23 protein-coding genes are annotated in these 22466 nt (G+C 39.0%); 8 read left to right on the top strand and 15 right to left on the bottom strand.

The window, feature by feature from the left end; all coding sequences use genetic code 11:
* Position 1: 1 nt before the first annotated feature.
* The 10 genes from NPUN_RS22900 to NPUN_RS42090 form a co-directional block, all read right to left on the bottom strand.
* Positions 2-889, bottom strand: coding sequence for a glycosyltransferase family 2 protein (locus NPUN_RS22900; protein WP_012410860.1), 888 nt, complete (start codon positions 887-889; stop codon positions 2-4).
* A gap of 29 nt (positions 890-918) precedes the next feature.
* Positions 919-1848 carry a glycosyltransferase family 2 protein gene (locus NPUN_RS22895; protein WP_012410859.1) on the bottom strand — a complete coding sequence of 310 codons (930 nt, stop codon included), beginning with the start codon at positions 1846-1848 and terminating at the stop codon, positions 919-921.
* A 121-nt stretch (positions 1849-1969) separates the two neighbouring features.
* Positions 1970-2722, bottom strand: coding sequence for a class I SAM-dependent methyltransferase (locus NPUN_RS22890; RefSeq protein ID WP_202947513.1), 753 nt, complete (start codon positions 2720-2722; stop codon positions 1970-1972).
* 46 nt (positions 2723-2768) lie between these two features.
* Positions 2769-6227 (bottom strand): rhamnosyltransferase WsaF family glycosyltransferase, encoded by a 3459-nt coding sequence (locus NPUN_RS38365; RefSeq protein ID WP_012410857.1) that lies wholly within the window; start codon positions 6225-6227, stop codon positions 2769-2771.
* Positions 6228-6255: 28 nt separating this feature from the next.
* Complete coding sequence (locus tag NPUN_RS22880) at positions 6256-7602, bottom strand: ABC transporter ATP-binding protein (RefSeq protein WP_012410856.1); 1347 nt, start codon at positions 7600-7602, stop codon at positions 6256-6258.
* 156 nt (positions 7603-7758) lie between these two features.
* Positions 7759-8607: an ABC transporter permease gene (locus NPUN_RS22875; protein WP_041566365.1), complete on the bottom strand. Its 849-nt coding sequence runs from the start codon at positions 8605-8607 to the stop codon at positions 7759-7761.
* Between the two features lie 392 nt (positions 8608-8999).
* Positions 9000-9122, bottom strand: coding sequence for a hypothetical protein (locus tag NPUN_RS44555; protein ID WP_336884908.1), 123 nt, complete (start codon positions 9120-9122; stop codon positions 9000-9002).
* Between the two features lie 11 nt (positions 9123-9133).
* Positions 9134-10168 (bottom strand): acyltransferase family protein, encoded by a 1035-nt coding sequence (locus NPUN_RS22870; protein WP_336884907.1) that lies wholly within the window; start codon positions 10166-10168, stop codon positions 9134-9136.
* 60 nt (positions 10169-10228) lie between these two features.
* Positions 10229-10372 carry a hypothetical protein gene (locus NPUN_RS44550; RefSeq protein WP_336884906.1) on the bottom strand — a complete coding sequence of 48 codons (144 nt, stop codon included), beginning with the start codon at positions 10370-10372 and terminating at the stop codon, positions 10229-10231.
* A gap of 47 nt (positions 10373-10419) precedes the next feature.
* Positions 10420-10587, bottom strand: coding sequence for a hypothetical protein (locus NPUN_RS42090; RefSeq protein WP_167315656.1), 168 nt, complete (start codon positions 10585-10587; stop codon positions 10420-10422).
* Between the two features lie 27 nt (positions 10588-10614).
* Here NPUN_RS42090 and NPUN_RS42085 point away from each other — a divergent pair, with 27 nt between their 5' ends.
* From NPUN_RS42085 to NPUN_RS39365, 5 genes are all read left to right on the top strand, one after another.
* Positions 10615-10803 carry a hypothetical protein gene (locus NPUN_RS42085; RefSeq protein WP_167315655.1) on the top strand — a complete coding sequence of 63 codons (189 nt, stop codon included), beginning with the start codon at positions 10615-10617 and terminating at the stop codon, positions 10801-10803.
* Between the two features lie 6 nt (positions 10804-10809).
* Positions 10810-10998, top strand: coding sequence for a cytochrome b6f subunit PetP (gene petP / locus NPUN_RS22865; RefSeq protein WP_012410854.1), 189 nt, complete (start codon positions 10810-10812; stop codon positions 10996-10998).
* Positions 10999-11118: 120 nt separating this feature from the next.
* Positions 11119-12219 carry a Get3/ArsA fold putative tail anchor-mediating ATPase NosAFP gene (locus tag NPUN_RS22860; protein ID WP_012410853.1) on the top strand — a complete coding sequence of 367 codons (1101 nt, stop codon included), beginning with the start codon at positions 11119-11121 and terminating at the stop codon, positions 12217-12219.
* A 145-nt stretch (positions 12220-12364) separates the two neighbouring features.
* Complete coding sequence (gene chlG, locus NPUN_RS22855) at positions 12365-13411, top strand: chlorophyll synthase ChlG (protein WP_012410852.1); 1047 nt, start codon at positions 12365-12367, stop codon at positions 13409-13411.
* 83 nt (positions 13412-13494) lie between these two features.
* The gene (locus tag NPUN_RS39365) at positions 13495-13782 is read left to right on the top strand and encodes a hypothetical protein (protein ID WP_012410851.1); all 288 of its coding nucleotides are present in this window, start codon (positions 13495-13497) and stop codon (positions 13780-13782) included.
* Between the two features lie 52 nt (positions 13783-13834).
* On the opposite strand, the gene NPUN_RS22850 is transcribed toward NPUN_RS39365, so the two are convergent.
* From NPUN_RS22850 to NPUN_RS22835, 4 genes are all read right to left on the bottom strand, one after another.
* Positions 13835-14791 (bottom strand): MDR/zinc-dependent alcohol dehydrogenase-like family protein, encoded by a 957-nt coding sequence (locus NPUN_RS22850; protein WP_012410850.1) that lies wholly within the window; start codon positions 14789-14791, stop codon positions 13835-13837.
* Between the two features lie 106 nt (positions 14792-14897).
* On the bottom strand, positions 14898-15470 hold the full coding sequence (locus tag NPUN_RS22845; RefSeq protein WP_012410849.1) for a hypothetical protein: 573 nt from the start codon (positions 15468-15470) through the stop codon (positions 14898-14900).
* A 215-nt stretch (positions 15471-15685) separates the two neighbouring features.
* Positions 15686-16492 (bottom strand): inositol monophosphatase family protein, encoded by an 807-nt coding sequence (locus tag NPUN_RS22840; protein ID WP_012410848.1) that lies wholly within the window; start codon positions 16490-16492, stop codon positions 15686-15688.
* A gap of 62 nt (positions 16493-16554) precedes the next feature.
* Positions 16555-17988: a BCD family MFS transporter gene (locus NPUN_RS22835; RefSeq protein WP_041565569.1), complete on the bottom strand. Its 1434-nt coding sequence runs from the start codon at positions 17986-17988 to the stop codon at positions 16555-16557.
* A 341-nt stretch (positions 17989-18329) separates the two neighbouring features.
* On the opposite strand from NPUN_RS22835, the gene NPUN_RS22830 reads away from it, so the two are divergent.
* A complete protein-coding gene (locus tag NPUN_RS22830) occupies positions 18330-19151 on the top strand; it encodes an Rpn family recombination-promoting nuclease/putative transposase (RefSeq protein ID WP_012410846.1) in 822 nt (273 codons plus the stop codon).
* A 494-nt stretch (positions 19152-19645) separates the two neighbouring features.
* On the opposite strand, the gene NPUN_RS22825 is transcribed toward NPUN_RS22830, so the two are convergent.
* The gene (locus tag NPUN_RS22825; protein ID WP_012410845.1) at positions 19646-20119 is read right to left on the bottom strand and encodes a hypothetical protein; all 474 of its coding nucleotides are present in this window, start codon (positions 20117-20119) and stop codon (positions 19646-19648) included.
* A 593-nt stretch (positions 20120-20712) separates the two neighbouring features.
* Here NPUN_RS22825 and NPUN_RS22820 point away from each other — a divergent pair.
* Entirely contained in the window at positions 20713-20937 is a 225-nt protein-coding gene (locus tag NPUN_RS22820) for a hypothetical protein (RefSeq protein WP_012410844.1), read from the top strand.
* A gap of 343 nt (positions 20938-21280) precedes the next feature.
* On the top strand, positions 21281-22228 hold the full coding sequence (locus tag NPUN_RS22815) for an aldo/keto reductase (protein ID WP_012410843.1): 948 nt from the start codon (positions 21281-21283) through the stop codon (positions 22226-22228).
* Positions 22229-22466: the final 238 nt, after the last annotated feature.

Below are 22466 nucleotides of genomic sequence, written 5' to 3'. Positions count from 1 at the left end.
ATTATTTATACATAAAACTTAGTTTTATAATTTCCCAACTATAAGGGTTGGGTGTTTTTAGGTATTGATATAAAAACTTAAATATTAAATATACTCTTAACGTCAATATTTCCCACATCGGACGATGCTTATGATAGTAGTAAATCTGGCTACGTCTATATTCAACAGACATTTTATTGGATATTTTTTTTACAGAATGTCCTCTTATATGAATTATGGATATGTGGGGAGTATAAATAATTTTATACCCTTCATTTCTGACTCTTTGACACAAATCAGAATCTTCAAAATACATGAATAATTTTTCGTCAAAGCCACCTAATAAATTAAATAAATTTGCCCTAATAAAAAAGGCGGCTCCGACGACAATATCTACTTCTTTAATATCTTGAAAATCCTGCTCTATAATCTTAAAAGAATTTTTATTTTCAGCATTTTTATGTATTTTTTGTGCTTGAAACTCTCCTTTAATTCCAATTTCAGGTGAAAAAGAAATTTGAAAACTTCCATCTGGAAAAAGTAACTTAGTACCAATAACACCTACATCTTGATTTACAGACATTAATTCTATAAGATGGGGTAAGATGTTATTTGTAAGTATTGTATCAGTATTTAATAATAATAAAAATTTCCCTTTTGCTAGTTTTGCACCAGCATTATTTCCTGCTCCAAAACCAACGTTTATTGGTAGTTTGATTAATTTGATTTCAGGAAATTTATTATCAACAATATCTATACTATTATCTTGAGAATTATTATCGACTAAAATAATTTCACAGTTATCTTTAGGAATAAATTTTTCTAGAGAATTCAAACAATTTATTAAAACATCTGCACCATTATAGTTAACTAAGATAATTGATACTGAGTTAATTAATTGTGTGTTCATTCTTGCAGTCTGTCATATAGAAGTATCAATTACCAAGTTTTACTAATATTTCCAATTAAGCCCCGATAAGTCCCTAATAAACAAGCCCATATTTTTAATTGTTTATCTTCTAAATCATATAGCATAATAAAAAGAATTTGAAGCAGCATATATTTTATTCGCCGCATTAAGCTAGTGAAGTGATAGTAACCTTGAGAAAAGCGAGTTTCCAAATAACTATGATTACGACAGATATAGTAATAACGTAAAGCTGAATATTGTTGGATGTAGCGATATTTATTCATAAATTTTACTTGAATAGGACTACCAAAATTGTGGTGCATAATAGCTTTAGTAGCAATTAGGTTATGAAAGCCCTTTTGCCTTAATCGCAATCCATAATCAAGGTCAATACCATCAATAAATAAGTCAACACAAGGAGGAGAAATGGTTTTAGCGGCAGCTAATGAAATTAGAGATCCTGATGTAATCGGTGAATCACATTCATAAAAATCAACACTACTATTATGTTTAAGCGCTAGAAAATGATCGTTAAAAAAAACTGCACCTTCTATAACCTTACTCGTTCTAGGATCAGAAGGAGTAGGAGCAATAATGCCAATTTTATAATTATCTTGTTGAGACAATTGATAATAAGTTTTCAGCAAAATTTCTAGACAGTTTGCAGCCGGAACACTATCTTGATCAAAAGACCATAAAAAGTCATATTCTTGTTCGATAGCCCATTTGATTGCCCAAGTTAATCCTGCCGCAATTCCTATATTTTCTGGATGAAACTTGATTAAAATATTTTCTTTATTTGTGAGATGCAATAAAGGCTTTTTTGTGGAGTTATCTAATATCAGCAACTTGTCAATCGCAAAGGAGGATTGGCAAGCAATAGCATTAAGACAATCCATAACTGCTTTTGGATCTTCATAAGCAGTTATATAAGCTGCTATCTTATACTGAGACTTCATTTGCGTAATACTTATACAGTAAACCGATGCATAGGGAACGCGATTGTGACATATTGAATGAATTGATAATGTAACAAACTACTTTCATTATAAATTGATATTTCTCTGATTATATCTGGATTCATTCAGAAGATTTGAAAGCGATAAGGAATTCATTATAAGCACCATCATTGTATTGTTTATCAACAATTTCCAAGCCTTCAATAATATCCCCATCGATCAAGTATTCCATTTGAGTGAAAAACTCTTCATCTGTCCAAACGTGGCAATGAGGATCTGCAAATCCAGATTCAAAATTTTCGCATCCCCATTTATAAAACTCTTTAGGTGATTTTATGCTTTTCTGCTTTAAATCTTCAGATATAACTTTGCCAAATTCCAAGATATGTTCTAATGAAGGATAATTACAGTTATTGTAATAATCGTCGAGTAAGTGTTCTATTGTGGTTGAGGGTCTTGAAGCATCAAAAGTTATTCTCTTATCTGGACAGGCAATAATTAGGAGTCCTCCTGGTTTCAGCAAATTATGTAAATCTTTAATATAGCTAATTACATTAGGAATATGCTCAATTACATGACAGAGAATTACAAAATCAAATTTTTTGTGAATTTGAAGGTGAACTTTAATATCTCTTTGGAGAATATATTTGATCGGCATTACTGTTTCAGCAGGAAGGTTCCAAAGAGCAATCATTTCTTCCGATGAACGAAAATCGGCAAACTCACATTTGCCAACCTCTTTGGTAACAGTTGGTAAATCGCAAGCTCCTATTTCTAAACCTTCTGCATTTTCTAAATTCACTAATTTATTTAAAAATTGCAAGCGATTTAACTGATAATCTACTCTAGTAATCATCTTTTCTACTGACTCCAACTTTTAAACTTAAAATCAATAGCTTCCTTCTTTATTTATACTTAATTCAACTTTTAACTCTAAAGCTATATTCCATAAGAATTTTCTCAAATTTCAGACACATATTTTGTAACGTTAGATCCTTCACTGATTCATAGCCGGATGTAGCAATATTTTGCCTCATTCCAGCATTATTTATGAGATCCATTAATGCATTAAAAACAGCTTGTGAATTAGGTTCACATAATAGACAAGTTCCTTCCTTAACCATTGATCGTACTGGAGGTACATCCACTTCGACTGTGGCACAGCCACAAGCCATTGCTTCAAAAACAACTGTGCTTATATTTGTCATAGAAAAAGATAGATGTATATCAGATGAGCGCATTGCTTCTGCTGTTTCAGCTTGAGTTAAAACTCCCAAATTTTCGTAAGGAAATGGAAGTTCTAAATCTTCTTCCAGTCCATACAACTTGATTTGCACATCAGAATTGTGCTGATACAATTTATTTAATGATTCTACTCCCAAAGTAAAATTACGCCTGGGGATATGAGGACGAGCAAAAAATAGTATTGAACAAGGTTTTGTTGTACTTAAATGACGATCCAAAATAGGATTTTCAGCTAAAAATACTTCACCTAAAGGAAAATCTACATACGGATAGTCAATTTTATTTCTTTGGCTCAATACCTCTGCCAAATACTTGCCTAAAGTAATTATATTTAAAGGTAAATTATAAGTGGCTTCTGCTTGAGTAAAGTTAGCCTCTTCAGATTTATAAAAGTAAGGTTCATAATCTTGAACATAGTATGCTTTGAATCGGGTATTAACTAGTTGCTCAACAACATAAGCTGTAGGCCAATTTGTAGCGATCGCTATATCTGATTCTAAAATTCCAGCATGACCACAATGAATGATAGCATTACTCTTCCCAAAATTCTCCTCGCAAAAATCTCTTACTTGTTCAGTAGTAAAATTGGTTAGATGAGCAATTGGTTCAATATAGATATTGACAGTGTGTTCTTTAGCTGCCAGATAATAAGCTAAATTAAAAATATGCTTATAGCCTCCACCCGTTTGAGCAATCGGCGCTCGCAGAATAAAAGCAATTGAAAGAGGTTTATTGGGTGATAAACTTCCCCCCAATAAATATTTCCACTTCTGCATACTTTCTGAGGCTGCAATCCGTGTCAAATAGCGAGAATTTACATCTTCAAAGGCTTTATGCCCCATTTCCTGTCTCAACTTCTGGTTAGTTACCAGTTGATACAGAGCATCTTTCCATTCATCCAAATTATTACACAGTAGTCCATTAACTCCATCTTGAATAGCGAAACGAAAACTACTTGTATCCGAAGCAATTGTTGGGACAGATAAAAGCGCTGCTTCAAAATATTTGAGTTCACTTTTTGATTCAGTAAAGTCATTATTTTTTTCCAAGGGTGCAAGGTTAATATCAACTTTCCGGTACAATTTTGGTAAATCTCTCCAAGGCATATATGGAACACACTCTATTTGTGAGGCAACTTCCTGTAATGCTTCTGGGATATCCAGATGTCCAACTACCATGAGGCGGACATAAGGAAATTCTGTGAGAATGCTTTTTAAGGCTAAAACACATTCTGCAAAATCTTTAACATGTGTTTTAGTACCACTAAAATAGGCAATCCGAAGCATCCCATCATTAGGAACATAACTCTTACGAGCTTCGATTGCTCCTTGTTCCATCTCATTACTTATACGGTTGCGTAAAATTATCGAAACTTTATTAGGAAAACTTTGTTCTATTTCTTGCTGGAGTTTGTTGGTACTTACTGTTATGTAGTCACATAAAGACATGGATTTACGATATCGCTTTACTCCATTTTCGTATAGTGTCTTCTCTTGTTGATCCATTAGCGTACAAGCATGAATTTGAGAAATACGGGATGGATCAAACACTAAGTCGTCAGTATCAAAAATAACTTTTATGTCTAGTTTTTCCGCATTGAAAACAAACTGTTCAAATTCGTCAGTATGGGGAACTCGATGAGCAATAATTATTTTATATTTAGTGATAAGTTCATTGTATAAAAATACCATTGGTTCATATACATCAACTGTATAGCCAAGGTACTTTAGGATTTCCGCTTGATGATGACATCGATAACGATAAGAATCTCCCGGACACCCACTAATAAAAGCAAACATTTTTAACCTGTTATCAGTGGATAAATCTTCTTGAAGAGAGTTAGAAGTTTTCAGGATATCTTCTGTTTTATTAACTATGTTTAACTCGTTGTTATGTGTAAACATTTCTGAGGCGGGAGCCAAATTCAGGAAACCCTTAACTCTGAACCAAGCTGTCCTTAACTTCCAGAATTTACTGGTTTGCATTGCGGTAATATAAGTTTGAGCATATATTAATTTAGACTGCGATCGCTCCAATTCTGTCTGGGTTTGCTGTAGATGAGACTGCGATCGCTCCAATTCTGTCTGGGTTTGCTGTAGATGAGACTGCGATCGCTCCAATTCTGTCTGGGTTTGCTGTAGATGAGACTGCGATCGCTCCAATTCTGTCTGGGTTTGCTGTAGATGAGACTGCGATCGCTCCAATTCTGTCTGGGTTTGTTGTAGATGAGACTGCGATCGCTCCAATTCTGTCTGGGTTTGCTGTAGATGAGACTGCGATTGCTCCAACTGAAGCTGATTCTCCTGTAATTGAGCTTGGGCTTGATCCAGTTCTGCTTGTGTTGAATGCAGTTGAGATTTCAATTGCTCCGATTCTTCCAACAGCTTAGAGAAGCCTTCGCTCATTGCAGCATATTCTCCTTCTATAGTCCAAGGATCTGCCCGAATAATAAACTGTAAAGTGTCAGCATCTTTATCTTCTTCAATTTGTTTAATAGTATTACTGTCGAATTGTTCTCTCTTATTTTGAGGTATCAAAGAACTCTCTGAAAAAACTTCTAGTTTTGTCCGATCGGCAATATTTACTAAATATCCTGGTATTTCAAATAACTCCTCAACCGTTTTTCTGGTAAAAAACCTCAGATGAGTATTATCTAAAATCCCTAATTCTGTATATTCAAATTTACCTTGTAGTAAAGATAAGCGAATTGCACCGTGAGCAATATTTGGAATAGAAGCAACTACATATCCATCTTTTTTTAATATCTGCTTGGTTTCTTCCAAAATTCTCCAAGGGTTTCGCAGATGTTCCAAAACATCTCCAAACACTGCAACATCGAACTCCTGGCTAGGCAATATTTCTGTAACAGAAACAAAATCCAAGTCGGCAACTATTACCTCTTTACAGTACTCTTCGGCAACTTTAGCAGCATCTGGATTTATCTCTACTCCTGTGACAATACAGCCTTTTCTACTAAGTAACTGAGCAAAGTAACCAGTCGCACACCCAAAGTCTACTACTCGCTGATTGTCTCCAATGAGGTTTAGCATTTTCCTCAAAACGTGGTTTTCCCCCAAACCTTCTTCTGTAAGATTTTCAGCCGATGGATAATCTTTTGACCAATCTTTATTCATAATAATCTAACTTTAATATGTGTATTAATTAAGCTGGTGTCACTACAGTTGGTAAAACTTTTTTGTTTACTTTAACAACCATCGGTTGATGGACTAAAGCATGAATGAGCTTTCCAGTGTCTGGGGGTAAAATTTGAAAAACCATTATATTATCAATCCAGTCAAAGCTAAGAGATTCATAGCTTTCAGCCCCAGCAACTGTTAAGCTATAAGAACTAGGTCGAAGAGGTAAATTAAATTTAAACTTAATTTCTATTTCTTCCCCTGATTCTAATTTATCTATTTTGATATTTTCTTCTAAAGTATTGCTACCAATTACCTCATTACCATTTTTGTCACATACATGAAAGCCAACAATACAACTTTTGATGGTGTAATAAACTTTTAAATTTACAATTAATGTTACTTCTTCATTAAATGCAAAGATTGGACTTTCGCCAGCATAATGACCTAATTGATTCAGGATTTTTACGCTTTCGATTCTGGCTTTTCCACTTCCTCTGCGTGTTGCCTTGCTGAAATTGGAACTCGGAGATTCAATATCAAAATTTGGAGAATCTGAAGCTTGTATTGCGTTATCTACAACAGGATTTACTTGCTGTTGGGAGTTAACTGTAATATCTTGTGCTAAACCTAATTCAAGTTCTGTAACTAATTTTAAATATTCAATTATAACGGTATTAGGCAATCCTGTCGTATGTATTTTTCCGTCATGAATCATCACGGCTGAATTACACAATGTTTTGATGGCACCTGAATCGTGGGAAACAAATAATGTTGTAACTCCAGAATCCATCATTGCACGCATTCGCCGCATACAACGATGTTGAAATACAACATCTCCAACAGCAAGTGCTTCGTCAACAATTAAAATCTCTGGATCGACATTGACTGCAACAGAAAATGCCAAGCGGACATACATCCCACTAGAATAAGTTTTAACAGGTTGCTCGATGAAATCGCCGATATCGGCAAAAGCGACAATATCATCAAATCTGTCTTCGATTTGTTTTTGACTTAATCCTAGCAATTGTCCGTTAAAAAAGACATTTTGCCTGCCAGTAAACTCTGGGTTAAAACCACTTCCTAATTCTAATAAAGCAGAAACTCGACCTACGACTCGCACATCACCACTGGATGGTGTGAGGGTTCCCACTATAATTTGTAGCAATGTACTTTTTCCAGAACCGTTGCGTCCAACGATTCCAACTGTTTGTCCTTTGGGAATCTCAATGTTGATATCCCGAAGTGCCCAAAATTCATCTGTTCTACTCTTACCAGGTAGCAAAACTTCTTTTAGCCTATCTACAGGTCGGCTATACCGTTTGAAACACTTCGAGACATTCTTAAGGGAAATAGCAATTTCTTCACCCATACTTTTGCTGTCAATCCTCAAAACTCACACACTAAAGCTAAAATGCGATGTCTACGACGGGCTACGCCTACGGACTCATTTTATTTTGCCAGATGTCACTACATAATTAATGCTGGCATCTCTAGCTAAATGACTCCATCCTATCAAACTGTCAGTTCACAATACATCGGCGAATGCTGGACGCAGGCGGCGATAACACCACAATCCCCCAAAAAACACTACAACTGCAATTAGCGAGGAAACTCCCCACTCGCCCCAGTGTTTGACTTCTCCAACTAAAACTATGTCACGATAAACTTCAGCGATCGCTGCTATTGGATTTAACCAGAATACCAAACTCCGCCATTGTTCTGGAATTGCTGATGCTGGATAAACAAGGGGTGTCACATAAAACCAAATATTTAAAATCACTCCTAAAGTCTGCGGAATATCTCGCAAAAACACCGTTAGCGCTGCTGCTAAATAGCCTAACCCTGCTGTTAGCAATAACTGCGTTAGCCAAACCAAGGGTAGTAGCGCTAAGGTAGCATGTAAAGTATGAGTATTTACCGCCACGAAAAAAATCAATGCCATTAAACCAAAAGAACTCTCGATGAATGTTGACAAAACTGGCACTAGAGGTAATAAAGTTAGGGGAAACACCACCTTCTTGACTAAATTCGGTTGTCCAAGTACCGAATTAGCGGACTGCATTAAACCACCCGTAAAAGCAATCCAAGGAAGTAACCCTGCAAATAGCCACAAACCAAAGGTGAAATCGTTTGCTGGTAAACCCTTGAGAGTAGTTAGCTTCACCTTCAGCACGGTGGAAAAAACATAAGTATAAATCAGTAACTGTGATAGCTGATTTAGCAAAGGCCACAAGTTGCCCAAAACAGAACCCTTGTAACGCGCCTCTAAATCCCGACGCACCAAAGTTCTCAGCAAGTCAAACTTTGCCCACAACCGTTCATTTATCGGCAGGATTCGCCTTATATTACCTGCTTTACGTACAAAACTTCGGATCGTTCGTACAATTGTCGCTTCCTTGTTCACTACTTATACACCTAATTTTTCATAAAGCTTTCATAGCGAGCAAAGCACTCTTGTGTTCCTTGAAGAATAGATCATTACTAGAAAATAGTACCTAAATTGTCTTGGCGATCATACAATGAATCTACTTTTTTGAGCATATTTTGACTAAAAATCTAAATTCTGTCGGTAACGATGCTTTCTTTATGAAAAAGGTAAGTTTTTGCTTATCTCAGCCTCTGGCTTTGCTCCTGAATTCTGACTTCTGAATTTTTCATCAACTGGATAAACTCCTTGCGAAAGTCACTAGAAACTAAAATTTTCTCAGATGAGTAGTTGGGAGGTTGACAAGTTTCACTGAGCAAATCTGCCTGAATGCAATGAAATTAGTCTGGCAAATTTGATTCACATACTAATTCACTAGGTAAATCATACATCGTCGGCATGGTCTCTTGTGGCAAATGGCATGGAATTGGTTGATACATCTGCTCTCTACTACCTGTTGCCATCTGAATATTGCCTAATTGTTTCCAATTTCAATCTTTTGGTAGGTCTTCCACCTACTGCATGGAATTTCTATTACAAAATATGTAATAGATGCTAACAAAGTTGATAAAAGAAGAGTAGCAATTAATCTCATATAAAATGCCTCAATAGGAATTTGTGATGTAAATATAGGATTAATTTTTGCGATAATTGGCATGTGCCATATATAGACACCATAGGATAAATTCCCAAACAACTCCATTACTCTTAATGGATTTCTTAAAATAACGCTAAATGATAAAACTTCATTTTTTATTGAAGCTTGATAAATGTCAAACTCAAATGCAAATATGAAAAAAGATGTGATTAGTGCAGTTATTGGTTGCCAAATAAAAAAGGTTGTAGATGTCCTCATACCTTTGCCAGCACGCTCTGGTAAATTCCATAGCTCTTGATGGTATAAATGATGAGCAGTCAATATATAAAGAGTTATGAGCAAAACAATAGCTAAATATTTCATATATGTTTGATTGACTTTAATCTTTTTAAAGTTAGTTATTATTTTGCTTTGATAAAAAAGTAATCCATTAACGATAAAACCACATAAAAACAAATCCATGTTTGTCACTAATTGAGTATAGGAATATTTATTAAAATATTTAAGTTCTTCACTAATTTGATGTCGGAAAGTAATCCAAAATATAAGCTTGACAAAAAAAGTAATAGAAATGATGAGAATAGATGTAACCACAATCTCTTTTCTACTGACTAAACGATGTAATAGAAAAGTGTATAAGAAAGGAACAAGTATGTAGAACTGTACTTCTGTTGACAAAGACCACATCGCTCCATTCCATATTGGTGGCAATGAATGATTGTATGTAAACGTAATTATTCTAAACAAATATCCCCAGTTTTCTATTTTAAGAATATCGGTATAAACGAATAGAGCCGAAATCAATACAGCAAAATAATAGAGAGGACAGATTCTCAACAATCGGTTACGCCAAAAATTGATAACTCCTGGGACATCAGCAGTGTAACGTTTAGTGTAAAAAGCTTTACCCATTAAGTATCCTGACAGAGAAAAGAAAATCCAGACACCTACCAGCCCGGAACTAAATGTTAGCTAACTCAGATCGTAACCTTTATAAAAAATCGCATTTCTCGGAGGATTGCAGTGAATAACTACTACCATTAAACATGCAAAACCACGCAGAGCAGTTAGTGCATCTAAACGATTTTTGATGGGAATTGCAATTTCTTCTATCATGCTTTTGCTGTCAATCCTCAAAACTTCCACACCATAACCAAAGATGTTTACAGTACCTCAGCGAACGCCGGGGTTAACTGTTTATAGATGGAATTATATATCGAAAATCCCCGACAAAATAAAATTGCAACGATCGCAGTAGTAACTCCCCATTCATTCCAATATTTAACCTCCTCAAGTAAAATTAAGTCGCGATAAACTTCAGCTATAGCCATTATGGGATTTAACCAAAATACCCACCCTTGCCATTTTTAACGATCGCAAATGTTCCGCCAAGGATTGCGATCGCAGCCGTTATTTTTCTGTTAGGGCAGAAGTTAAAATTCTGGAATTTTCTTCCTCATTTCCCTTATCCCCCTCACCTCTCCCTGAATCAGTGGCCGTTGAGTCACGGATTCCGCTACACTGAGACTTGGTTTGTTGCATTGTAATCAGGCATGGAAATCGGACAAAAGGTTAAAGTATTTCGTTTGCGCGATCGCGTTTCTCCCCCAATTGTAAAAAAACTAGGACAAGTGGGTATCATCCAAGGCTACAAAGTCATCGATGCTGGGATCGGTGTAGTAGTGCTGTTTGAGGACAATACTTCCACTTGGTTTTTTGAAGATGAAATTAAACCTGTGTAGTTGTAAAGAGATCGGATTCGGGTTTTTCTCGGCATTTAAAATTTCCAGCACAGGCTGAGAATCTTTGTTGAGTGCTAAGTTGGAATTGAAAAGATCGGCGGTGAAAATAGGAATCAAATAATGGCTCTAATATTGACATTTTTGGGCAAAGGCGGCACCGCTCGTACCAAAATTGCGATCGCCGCCGCCAAATTATTGGCAAGTCAAGGCAAGCGCGTACTTCTAGCAGGACAAGCAGAACCAACATTATCAATCCTTTTGGGTACTACCATTGCTGCCGATCCTCAAGAGATTGCTCCCAAGTTACAGGCGGTACAGTTTCAAGCATCTGTACTGCTGGAGCGCAACTGGGACGAAGTAAAAAAACTGGAGGCACAATATCTCCGCACGCCCATCTTCAAAGATGTTTTTGGTCAAGAACTGGTAGTATTGCCAGGGATGGACAACGCCCTAGCTCTCAATGCTATCCGCGAATATGATGCCAGTGGCAAATATGATGCGATCGTCTACGATGGCACGGGTGACTCTTTAACGTTGCGAATGTTGGGTTTGCCAGAATCTCTCAGTTGGTATGTCCGGCGATTTCGGCAATTATTTGTCAACTCCGATTTGGGTAAGACTATTACTGAATCGCCCTTAATCCAACCGCTAATTAGCAGCTTTTTTAATATCAACTGGACAGCAGATAATTTTGCAGGGCCTACCAACCAAGTCAATAATTTCTTGGAAAAAGGGAGAGCCGCTCTTGCCGATCCGAAGCGTCTTGCTGCTTTCTTAGTGACCACAGGAGATCCAATTGACGTAGCAAATGCTCGTTATTTATGGGGTAGCGCTCAACAAATTGGTTTAACTGTCGGTGGTGTTCTGCTTGTATCTCCTGAGACAAATGTCAATCTGCCAGAGGAATTTATACCCCTACCTGTGAGCGTTGTTCCCGACTCGCCAACAGTTGACTGGCAAGCACTGATAGACGCACTACCCAACTTTGAAGCACAAGCTTTACAGGCTCCTAAACCAATTGAAATAGACATCCACAATCGTCAAGTACGCCTATTCTTGCCAGGATTTGACAAAAAGCAAGTTAAGCTCACCCAATATGGGCCAGAAGTCACGGTAGAAGCAGGAGACCAGCGACGGAATATTCCCTTACCTCCGGCTCTAAGTGGCAGACCCGTTGCTGGAGCAAAGTTTCAGAATAATTATTTGATAATTTCGTTTTAAGTTATCAGGTATGGGCATGGGGCATAGGGCATGGGGCATGGGAAATAAGGAGTAGGGAATGGGGAAAAGTTAATCATCAATGCCCAATTCTCAATGCCCAATGCCCAATTCCCAATTCCCAATTCCCAATTAATCAGTAAAAATTATGTCAGAATCAACTCCCATTACCCCAGACCCTAACCCATCCGAGGCATTAGACTCAGTGGTAAATAATCCCAATGAGCAAGCGATCGCATCCGCCGATCGCAATGCGAAAACTAGGCAGCTTCTGGGGATGAAAGGTGCAGCTGCTGGGGAAACTTCAATTTGGAAAATTCGTTTGCAGCTAATGAAGCCGATTACCTGGATTCCCCTAATTTGGGGCGTAGTCTGTGGTGCGGCTTCTTCGGGTAACTATACTTGGACACTGGAAAATGTGTTGAAAGTATTAACCTGTATGCTGCTGGCTGGGCCATTGATGACGGGTTACACCCAAATCCTTAACGATTACTACGATCGCGAAATCGATGCCATCAATGAACCCTATCGCCCGATTCCCTCTGGCGCAATTCCCCTACCCCAGGTAATTATTCAGATTTGGGTATTACTGATTGCTGGCTATGGTTTGGCGTTTGCGCTCGATGTGTGGTCTGGTCATGAATTCCCGACAATTACAGCGATCGCAATTATCGGTTCATTCATCGCCTATATTTATTCTGCACCTCCCCTGAAACTCAAGCAAAACGGCTGGCTAGGTAGTTACGCTTTAGGTGCAAGCTATATCACCCTACCTTGGTCTACAGGACACGCTTTGTTTGGCGATCTCAATTCCACAATTGTGATTTTGACAATGTTCTACAGCTTGGCTGGATTGGGTATTGCCATTGTCAATGACTTTAAGAGTGTAGAAGGCGATCGCCAGTTAGGATTAAATTCATTACCCGTAATGTTTGGTATCACCACTGCGGCATGGATCTGTGTAGTGACAATTGATGTATTTCAAGGATTTATCGCAGCTTATCTCGTCAGCATCCATGAGAATTTGTATGCAGCAATCCTGGTACTATTAATCATCCCGCAAATCACCTTGCAAGATATGTATTTCTTGCGCGATCCTGTGAAGAATGATGTTAAGTACCAAGCTAGCGCCCAACCTTTTCTAGTGCTGGGAATGCTGGTAACAGGTTTAGCGCTGGGTCATGCTGGCGTTTAACTTATACTTCTATAGTAAGAAGCTAGGAATTAGGAGTTAGGAGTTAATATACTTCTAATTCCTAATTTGTATCAGGACATACTATGTTAGAACTGATATCTTTCCTCCTTCACGGGATTCAACCTTTGTTAATCCCAATATGCTTTATCACTGCTTGGACTGTAACTATTCTCGTTGTTTTGAGTCTCTGGACGGCGGCGCGAGATAGTGTGACTACAGCCAAGCAAATGCATCAAATCCCCTGTACTGGTTGCCAATTTTTTACCGACAATTACCGTCTTAAATGTACTGTACGCCCATCTATTGCCAATACAGAAGAAGCGATCGATTGTCTTGACTATCAACCGAAGACAAATCCTTATCTGTATTAAGTGAATGAGCAAAAATCACTCTTAACTCTTAATTCATAACTCTTAACTATTTTTATTGACCAATTTCTAGCAAGATTTTTAAAACACCCCGACTCTGGGCGTGTTCAAAAGCTGCAAGCCCTTCAATAAGGGGGTAAGTGGCATGAATCAGGGGTTGTACGTCAATTTGTCCTGTGGCTAGTAGCTGGAGGGCTGGAGTAAAGGGGCCACAACGGGAGCCGATGAGGGTGATTTCATCCACTACTAAAGAAGAAGCATCTAGGCTGAGGTTGCCAGCATAAGTACTTTTAAGTACAAGCGTACCACGGGGACGGAGGGCACGCCGGGCGATCGCAAATCCTTCTGGGTTGCCTGTACATTCTACTGAGATATCGAAATATCCATCTTTGACAGCATCAGCTAAACCAGTTTTAATTCCCCGTGCCTCTAAGTTGGCAAGTTTCTCTTGATGTCGCCCCACAGCCAAGAGTTCGCAGCCAGTTAAGGCTAGTGTCTGTGCTACCAACTGCCCTAGTTTGCCATCTCCAACCACTAGCACCCTGTCGTTTGGATGCAATGGTACTTGCTGCTGAATTTCCAAAGCTGCTGCTATGGGTTCGGTAAATGTTGCTACTTCGGTGGGCACATTATCAGGTACTAAATGTAAGTTCTCCACCGGCAAACAGAGATATTCACCAAAGGCTCCATTCCGATTGACAATACCTAGAACTGTGCGATTTTCGCAGTGAGTTAGTTGTCCACTCCGACAAAACCGACAATGGCCACACACAGCGTTGATTTCTCCAACTACACGTTGGTTAACTAAGTGTTCTGGCCCTTTTTCAACCACGCCGACAAATTCATGCCCCAAAATACCAGTGTAAGGATAGTAGCCTCTGAGTAGTTCCAAATCAGTGTTACAGATACCTGCACGCAAGACGCGTACCAAAGCTTCTCCTGGTGGAGGTTCAGGAATGGGAATATCTGTACGTAGTTGCAACTGGTTATTTTCGAGCCAAAGTCCTTTCATTTTTCTTCACGTCCTTTGCCTAATATGTTGTCATACCAGTTTTAAAAATCTTTGCAAAATAATTAATCGGCTATAGGGGCGTACAGATGTACGCCTCTACCTACACTTATGTCTCTGTACTAGGCATTTCTTTAGTTTTAGTTACATCAATTTTGCTTAACCAAGTAACTAAGTCTTCTGAATCAAGCGCGATTTCGCTTCCTAAAGTTTTGATATAAAGAAGTCCATCACTAATAATTAAATCTCGGATTGGATACCATGAATCCCGCGTCCTGATCAGAAGTTCCAAGGGAATTCCTAGCCTTGAAGTATACTTGCGATATTTCCACCAAGCTCGCCATAGAAGTACAGATTTAGTACAGTGCATCTCATAGCCTTTGGGAACTTCACTGTATTGATACTGATAAAAACCCCGACTATCTACTTCTCCTTTGAGAAGATAACTATATTCTGCTAATACCTGATTTATTAATTCCCACTGGGATGATTTTGGAGAAATCAAGAATTCAAATAGTGTATTAGATAGTTGGAAGGTGGCAATCACACCTTCACCTTTTGCTGTCAATTGGTTGGTTTTATACACTGTTTGCGCTGTCAAAGCAGGATTTGACAACAAAATTTCTTTTTTCTGGATAGAGTTTTGCACAAACTCTCGAATTAAATCTAGATTAGACAACATAAAATTATTTATACTAAATTAAGCAGTGTGATATAAGCCACAACGGTACTTAAATTAGTAACTACATTGGTTTTGCACTTAAATCAGGATTATTACCAGTTTTATTTATACTCAATTCTCTGTCTGACTAGGGCTTTATTAACTTTAATGTCGGGATGTCGCCGTGTTCACTACTCTGATTGAAAAATAACTGTTTGAAGTGTGAGAGCAGCTGATTAGATTTTTACACCATCTAGAAAAGGTTGAAATACCGGAACTAATTCGGGACGACTGACAACCAAAGTGGGAAAAGAGCGATCGCTATAATCTTCTCCCGATGACAACGGAAACGGTTCTGATTTAAGCGATGCCCATACCCCACCAGCAGCCTGAACAATTACCCAAGCCCCGGCTAAGTCCCAAACTTTTGGTGTCGCCTCAATCCCACCGAGAGTAGCCCCAGTAGCAACTGTCAAAAAATTATAGCTAGCTACACCCAACATCCTAATTTTGCAGGGAAAGCCGTTTTTGATAGCTGCGGTACTACGGGAACAGAGGTTAAAAAAGTGATTGTTGCTGGGACTATCAATACTAGTGTGGATGGGGTGGTGGTTGAGAAATGCTCCTGTTGGTGTTGCTAAACCAGATGAACCTGCCCAGAAACCATGAAAAGCTTGATTCAAAGTTGGTGCGTAAACATACCCAAAAATTGGTGTACCTCGATATAGTAAACCCAGAGATATTGTCCAAATGGGAATACCGCGTGTGAAGTTGGTTGTACCATCTAGAGGGTCAATTACCCAGCACCACTCAGTACCGGGAAAAGACTGATCGCTCTCTTCGCTCAAAATGCCGTAACCAGAGAAAGTAGAAGCGATCGCATCCCGAATTTCCCGATCTGCCCATTTATCTGCTTGGGTCACCAAACTTCCATCAGCTTTTTGGTCAGCCTGTACTTGCCCAAAATCTTGCATTAGCTGTTTGCCCACTCTAGTAGTGGTAGTTTGGGCAAAATCTAGAATTGTTGTCCAAAAATCATTCATGGTTATTAGTCATTTGTCATTTGTCATTGGTCATTGGTCTCATGCCCAATGCCCCATACAGTTTAGTCTAAATCGCTTTCTAAAACCGATGCGATCGCTTGCTTGGTACTTGTTTGAAATTCTGTGATATTCACCCGATTCAGAAACCAAATTGACAGCACCATTCCCACGGCTTCTAGAACGAATACCAGTCCATAAGCTAGTTCTAGGCTTGGTAGCAGCTTGCGTCCAATATCCAAAACTGTACCTCCGATTACCACGGCGATTCCTCTAGAGATGGACTGCGCTAATCCCCATGCCCCAATAAACGTACCTGCGGCTTCCGCTGCGGTAAGATCCAACATCAAGCTAATTGCGGCTGTAGTTAAGAAACCTGTGGCTAAACCGAACAATACCAAACCTAGTTTGAGAACTGCTGCATTAGCGGTGAATCCTGATATACCTAGCAATATTGCACAGAATGCTACCAACATACAGCCTAAACGTGCAGTTCTGCGCTTACCCAAACGCGGCACAATATAAAAGCCCGTAACGCCGTAGGCAATCAGTAGACCAGTTCCATAAAAAATATTTAATTTGGTACTTCCCGCTAGAGGCATTTTAAACACTTGACCCGCATAAGGTTCTAAAATCGGGTCTTGCATAAACAAACTGATAGTCATCACCAATAAAAAGGTGAAGAATATACCTGTTTGGGGGCTAGCTGTCAAGATTTTCCAAGCATTGCCTAGAGTAATACTGTCTTCCCGGTTCACCAGTGTAGAACGGGTTGAGTATTGAGAGTACTTTTTTTCTACGCCGAATGTGGCGGCGATCGCTAAACCAAATACAATTGCTGGGACGATAGTAAACAGCCTGGTGATAGATGCCTGTAAGGTTTCTAAGGTTGCCTCTGGCGTTAACTGTTTCAGCAAACTGGCACTGATAATCGCGCCAACAATAATCCCCACCATTAGCATCGACCAAACCACACCAACTACTTTGGAACGGTTATCTTCTTCAGATATATCCACCAACAAAGCAGCAAAGGCAGTACCGCTAGCACAAATTCCTAGACCGTAGACAGCAAAAACCAAAGCTAAAAGTGCTGTCCAGCCAATTGTTTGGGTTGTCCATGTCCAACCACCTGCACTAGTAGCGGCAAGATTCATCTGCCACATTACTTGTATAGCTAAAAATGCTGCGATCGCAAATATTGCCGCGCCCACCCAAACATAAGCTGTGCGGTGGTATCCCCATAACGGCTTGGCATCGGAAATCTGACCGAACCAAACACGGGAAGGAGCAACAAATAAAGGCAGTGCTAGAACGACTGATACTAGCGTCGCCGGAATTGCTATTTCTTGAATCATGACTCTGTTGAGTACGCCCAGAGTCAAAATTGACATCATGCTCAACCCCATCTGAAATAAACCCAGCCGGAACATGGTCAGCAGGTTTACCCTTGGCAGAGATAGGGATTTAGTTTTGGTATCAAATACTTCACCACTTGCCATAGCTATTTTTTCGTATGGTTTATTAGGATTTAATCTCTCTCTTTAAATAAAGATAAACCCTACCCGCTTAAAATCAGCTAAGGAAAAGTGGAAGTTGCGATGTCTTCTCTTCGAGACGCTACGCGAACGCCCGCCACAGGCATCGCAGTTATTTGGCAAGCAGTTATAGACCTCGATTAGCGCCAAGTTAGGATTAATTTTTATGGCTTGCTGCTAATCCGCGATGTCTACGATGGTCACTGAGCTTGTCGTACCACTTCGTGGAAGCAAGCTACGCGGAGCGTCTCGTAGAGAAGTGCGGGCTACGCCTACGGATAACGAGAGAATTTTAGGATGAAGTAGTGAAACGAGACTCTATTTACTATCAAATTTTTAAGCGCTTTCCTGGGTTACTCTTTGAACTAGTTGATAATCCTCCTCTGCAAGGGCAAAACTATCGATTTGAATCAGTTGAAGTCAAAGAAACCGCTTTTCGCATGGATGGTGTGTTTTTACCTCCAGAGGATGCAACATCCAGAGCGATCTTTTTTGCTGAAGTTCAATTCCAAAAAGATGAAGCCCTCTACCATCGGTTCATTACCGAATCGCTGATGTACCTGAACCGGAATCGTTCTCAGTACGATGACTGGTTCTGCGTAGTAATATTTTCATCACGCTCTTTGGAACCAAGCGATCAAAAAACTCATCGAATATTTCTCAACAGCGATCAAGTGCAGCGAATCTATTTAGATGAATTAGGCGCGACTAATCAGCAGCCAATAGGCATCAACTTGATGCAGTTGACTCTAGCATCGGATGAAGTGATGGCACAGCAAGCAAAGCAATTGATTGAGCGGGTAAAATTAGAAGAAACGGACACACTGCCGAAAAACGAAATACTAGACATCATAACCACAATCGCCGTTTATAAGTTTTCGACCTTGAGTAGAGAGGAAGTTGAAGCTATGCTGGGATTGACTTTGGAGCAAACAAGGGTTTATCAGGAAGCGAAAGCAGAGGGTCGAGAAGAAGGTCGAGAAGAGGGTCGAGAAGAACGGGAAGCTGAAATGTTGAAACTTACCGTCCCTCTGTTACTAAAAACAGGGATGAGTGTGGAGCAGATTGCTCAACACCTCAATGTTGATATAGAAGCTGTCCAGCTTTCCATACAACAAAACACATAGAATGTCCATTCTATGTGTTTTGTTGTATTTTTGCAAAATGAGGAGAGCTTGATTAAAATCCTCAATTGCCTTTTCATGGTCTCTAGAGCGATCGCGCCGAAATCTTACATATTTAAATGCTCATGACTTCATCGCAGTTGGGACTTGGTAGGATGGGACTCCAGTCTCTAAAGTTTGCATAGCACTTCTACTAATGAATAACGAACTAGTAGATCGACCTGACCTAAATTTGCAAGCGCTTACTGTTTTTAAAGAACGAGACAAAGGATCTGAGAAGCTAGACGAGATAATAAGTAACTTTTAGAAATAAATTAATTCTAACCTTTAGTATTCAGCAAAATTAAGCAACAAATTCAAAACACTTTATCAACTTACTGTTCTACGTCGGCACGCTTAACTCGCTAGCTTTTACTTATTACTTTGGCTTTTAAATCACCTGTTGTAATCGATCTCTGAGAAATTATTCCCTTTCCAGAAGACAAATAACACAACAATTACCGAAACATGGATGCAATAATTACTGCTGATTGATTTAAAGACTGCTGAGTATTGCAAGCAGCTTGATTTAATCTATCCATTGGGGTTGATGTAGGGTAAAATATATTTGGTGAATAACCAAGTTGCATGTATACACCTAATAGAAAATCTGGATCAATTATTGGTAATCCATTCGTTTGAATACTAGTATTTCTAGTAATAACTAACACTATTTTATTTTGATAAGAAACAACAGGTGGTTTGCCACAGTAAGGATTATAAGAACTGTGCCCTCCATGAATACCTCCGTATAAACCATGCGGGTTACGAATACTATAGGTGTCATGCAAACTGCCATAAATCCCATCAAGATTGCTAATGGAGTTCATATCATATCGGTCACTTGATAGCAATCCTAAAAATTGTCCGTCAGCAGAAGACCATAACTGAGCTGTGCCATTAGCAGCAGCAAGAAATTGTGGAATAGACATAATTTTTTGCGATCCAAGCTTCAAATGCTTCTCTAGCTTCACTAACTATTACTGCTAACCGCATCAGTAGCAATAATGATATTTATTCAAAATATTGTGAAGAAAGAAGTGCGACGCTCTAAAACATCCTATCAAGTAGCTGTGTAATCTTTTGCTGTGTTTATAGCGTAAATCATTAGTAGCATTGAGCTTTGCAGAAACTCTGACTATAAATGCAAATCGTCCAGGGTTAACCCTTTAATCAATCACGCTATTCAATTATGGTTTCTTAACTAGATACAACAGCTTAAAAGCATTGGCACTGGGATGCTTCTGAACGATTTCCCACTTTTGAACCGTTGATAGACTTATATCCAAAATAGCAGCAAATACTGCCTGACTGATAAAAGATTTTAAAGTAAATCTAATAGTAGCTTTTATTAAAGTTCTGGTATCGCGCCGTAACTTTATCGGACGTAATCAAGCCAGATAAAAATATCAATATGAAAATGTGGTTTTAACTACGCTATTCCATTGAATTAGTAAGATAAACTTGCCGTATTATATGTCATCAAACTACTTAGCTTCATCTAGTAACCAAAAAGGCATAAGCAATGAGTAAAGAACCAGTCAAAGTAATATTATGGGAAGAAAATCAAAAAGATTTTCTAAAAAAGTTCTACGATCTTCAATTTACTCCCAGAGTAGGAGAGGAAGTTTACCTAAAAAAAGAGAAATGGAAAGTAACCAGAGTTGAGCATGATGTAGAAATTAGTGAAATTAATGTCTACATGCAATTAATCAAAAAAGTCAAGCAGGAGAAACCATCTAGTTCATAGTTACAAGTAAATACACTCAACTATCGCAATCCTATTTGATATGTGAGAATTGCAGCCCGTAGATCCCCGACAACTTTTACGAAGTCGGGGATCTTGTTTAGGGACTTGCAAAAAATAAATTATCCCAAATTATTTATAGATTTTAGGAGCGCAAGGCTTTGCGTCCCTACAACAAGATATTTTTTTAACTGAAAGTCCCTTATGCGCGTTTGATTCAGGGTTTAAATCGCGATCGCACCGTGAAGATCCTTAATAAGACTAGATCAACTTACCCACACCCAATCTTGTCTGTAACGATACACTATAAAAGTAAAGAAATGTAAATAAACTAAATTTTGCAACCGTGGAAAATGTCACATTGGGGCAGAATGGCCCAGTTGTTACACCCTTGTGCATAGGCACTTGGGCTTGGGGTGATAAACTATTTTGGAATTATGGCGATCGCTACGGTCCAGAACAGTTACAAGAAGCCTTTACCGCAGCCTTAGAAGCTGGGATTACGTTCTTTGATACTGCCGAAATCTACGGAATGGGAAAGAGCGAGGAATTTTTAGGGCAATTTCTGCAACACACACAACAACCTGTACAAATCGCCACAAAATTTGGCCCCGTACCGTGGCGATTTACAGCCCAATCTGTCTCTGATGCTTTAACAGCCAGCCTCAAACGGCTACAACTTGAGCGAATCGCCCTGTATCAAGTGCATTGGCCTTTTGCCTTCTTTTTAAGTCAACAAACTTTGATGAATGCCTTAGCGGATGAAGTGAAGCGGGGCAGAATTGCGGCAGTCGGTGTGAGTAATTACTCAGCAGAGCAAATGCGAGACGCGCATCAAATATTAGCGGATCGGGGAGTGCCTTTGGCTGTAAACCAAGTCCGTTATTCTTTACTCAGTCGCCAAATTGAAAGCAAAGGTATTTTGGCAACTGCGCGTGAGTTGGGTGTGACTATCTTGGCATACAGTCCTTTAGCACAGGGATTACTCACAGGAAAGTACAGTATTGATAGTGCTGAAACCCCCACTGGTGCGAGAAAAATAGACTCGCGATTTAAGAAAGAAGGTCTGCAAAAAATTTCCCCAGTCATATCTTTGCTACGTAACTTCGGGGAAAAATACGATCGCACTCCTGCCCAAGTTGCTCTTAACTGGTTAATTGCTCAGGGTAACGTTATTCCCATTGCTGGGGTGAAGACAGCCGAACAAGTACGGCAGAATGCTGGTGCTTTGGGCTGGAGATTGAGCGACGATGAAATTGGAGAGTTAGAACTAGTTAGTCGTCCTTGGCTGTAGAGACGTTGGAATGCAACATCTCTACTCCCAAACACAGGAGGCCAAATTTCTGACACTACTAGCTCCCAACCTGGCAGTAAATCTGGTAGTGTCAGTTTGTCATTGCATCTTTAATTGATCTTCCGGCAAACTGGTAGAAAAAGTTACCAAAAAAGCCAAAAAGTCAAGAGCCAAAGCCAAAATCTTGACTCTTAACTCTCAACTCTCCAATTTTATATTTGGATTTTGGATTGAAGAA

Origin of the sequence: Nostoc punctiforme PCC 73102, from assembly GCF_000020025.1 — a bacterium.
Classification (GTDB): Bacteria; Cyanobacteriota; Cyanobacteriia; order Cyanobacteriales; family Nostocaceae; genus Nostoc; species Nostoc punctiforme.
The sequence above is the reverse complement of the archived record's forward strand: the minus strand, read 5'-3'. Positions and strand labels throughout refer to the sequence as shown.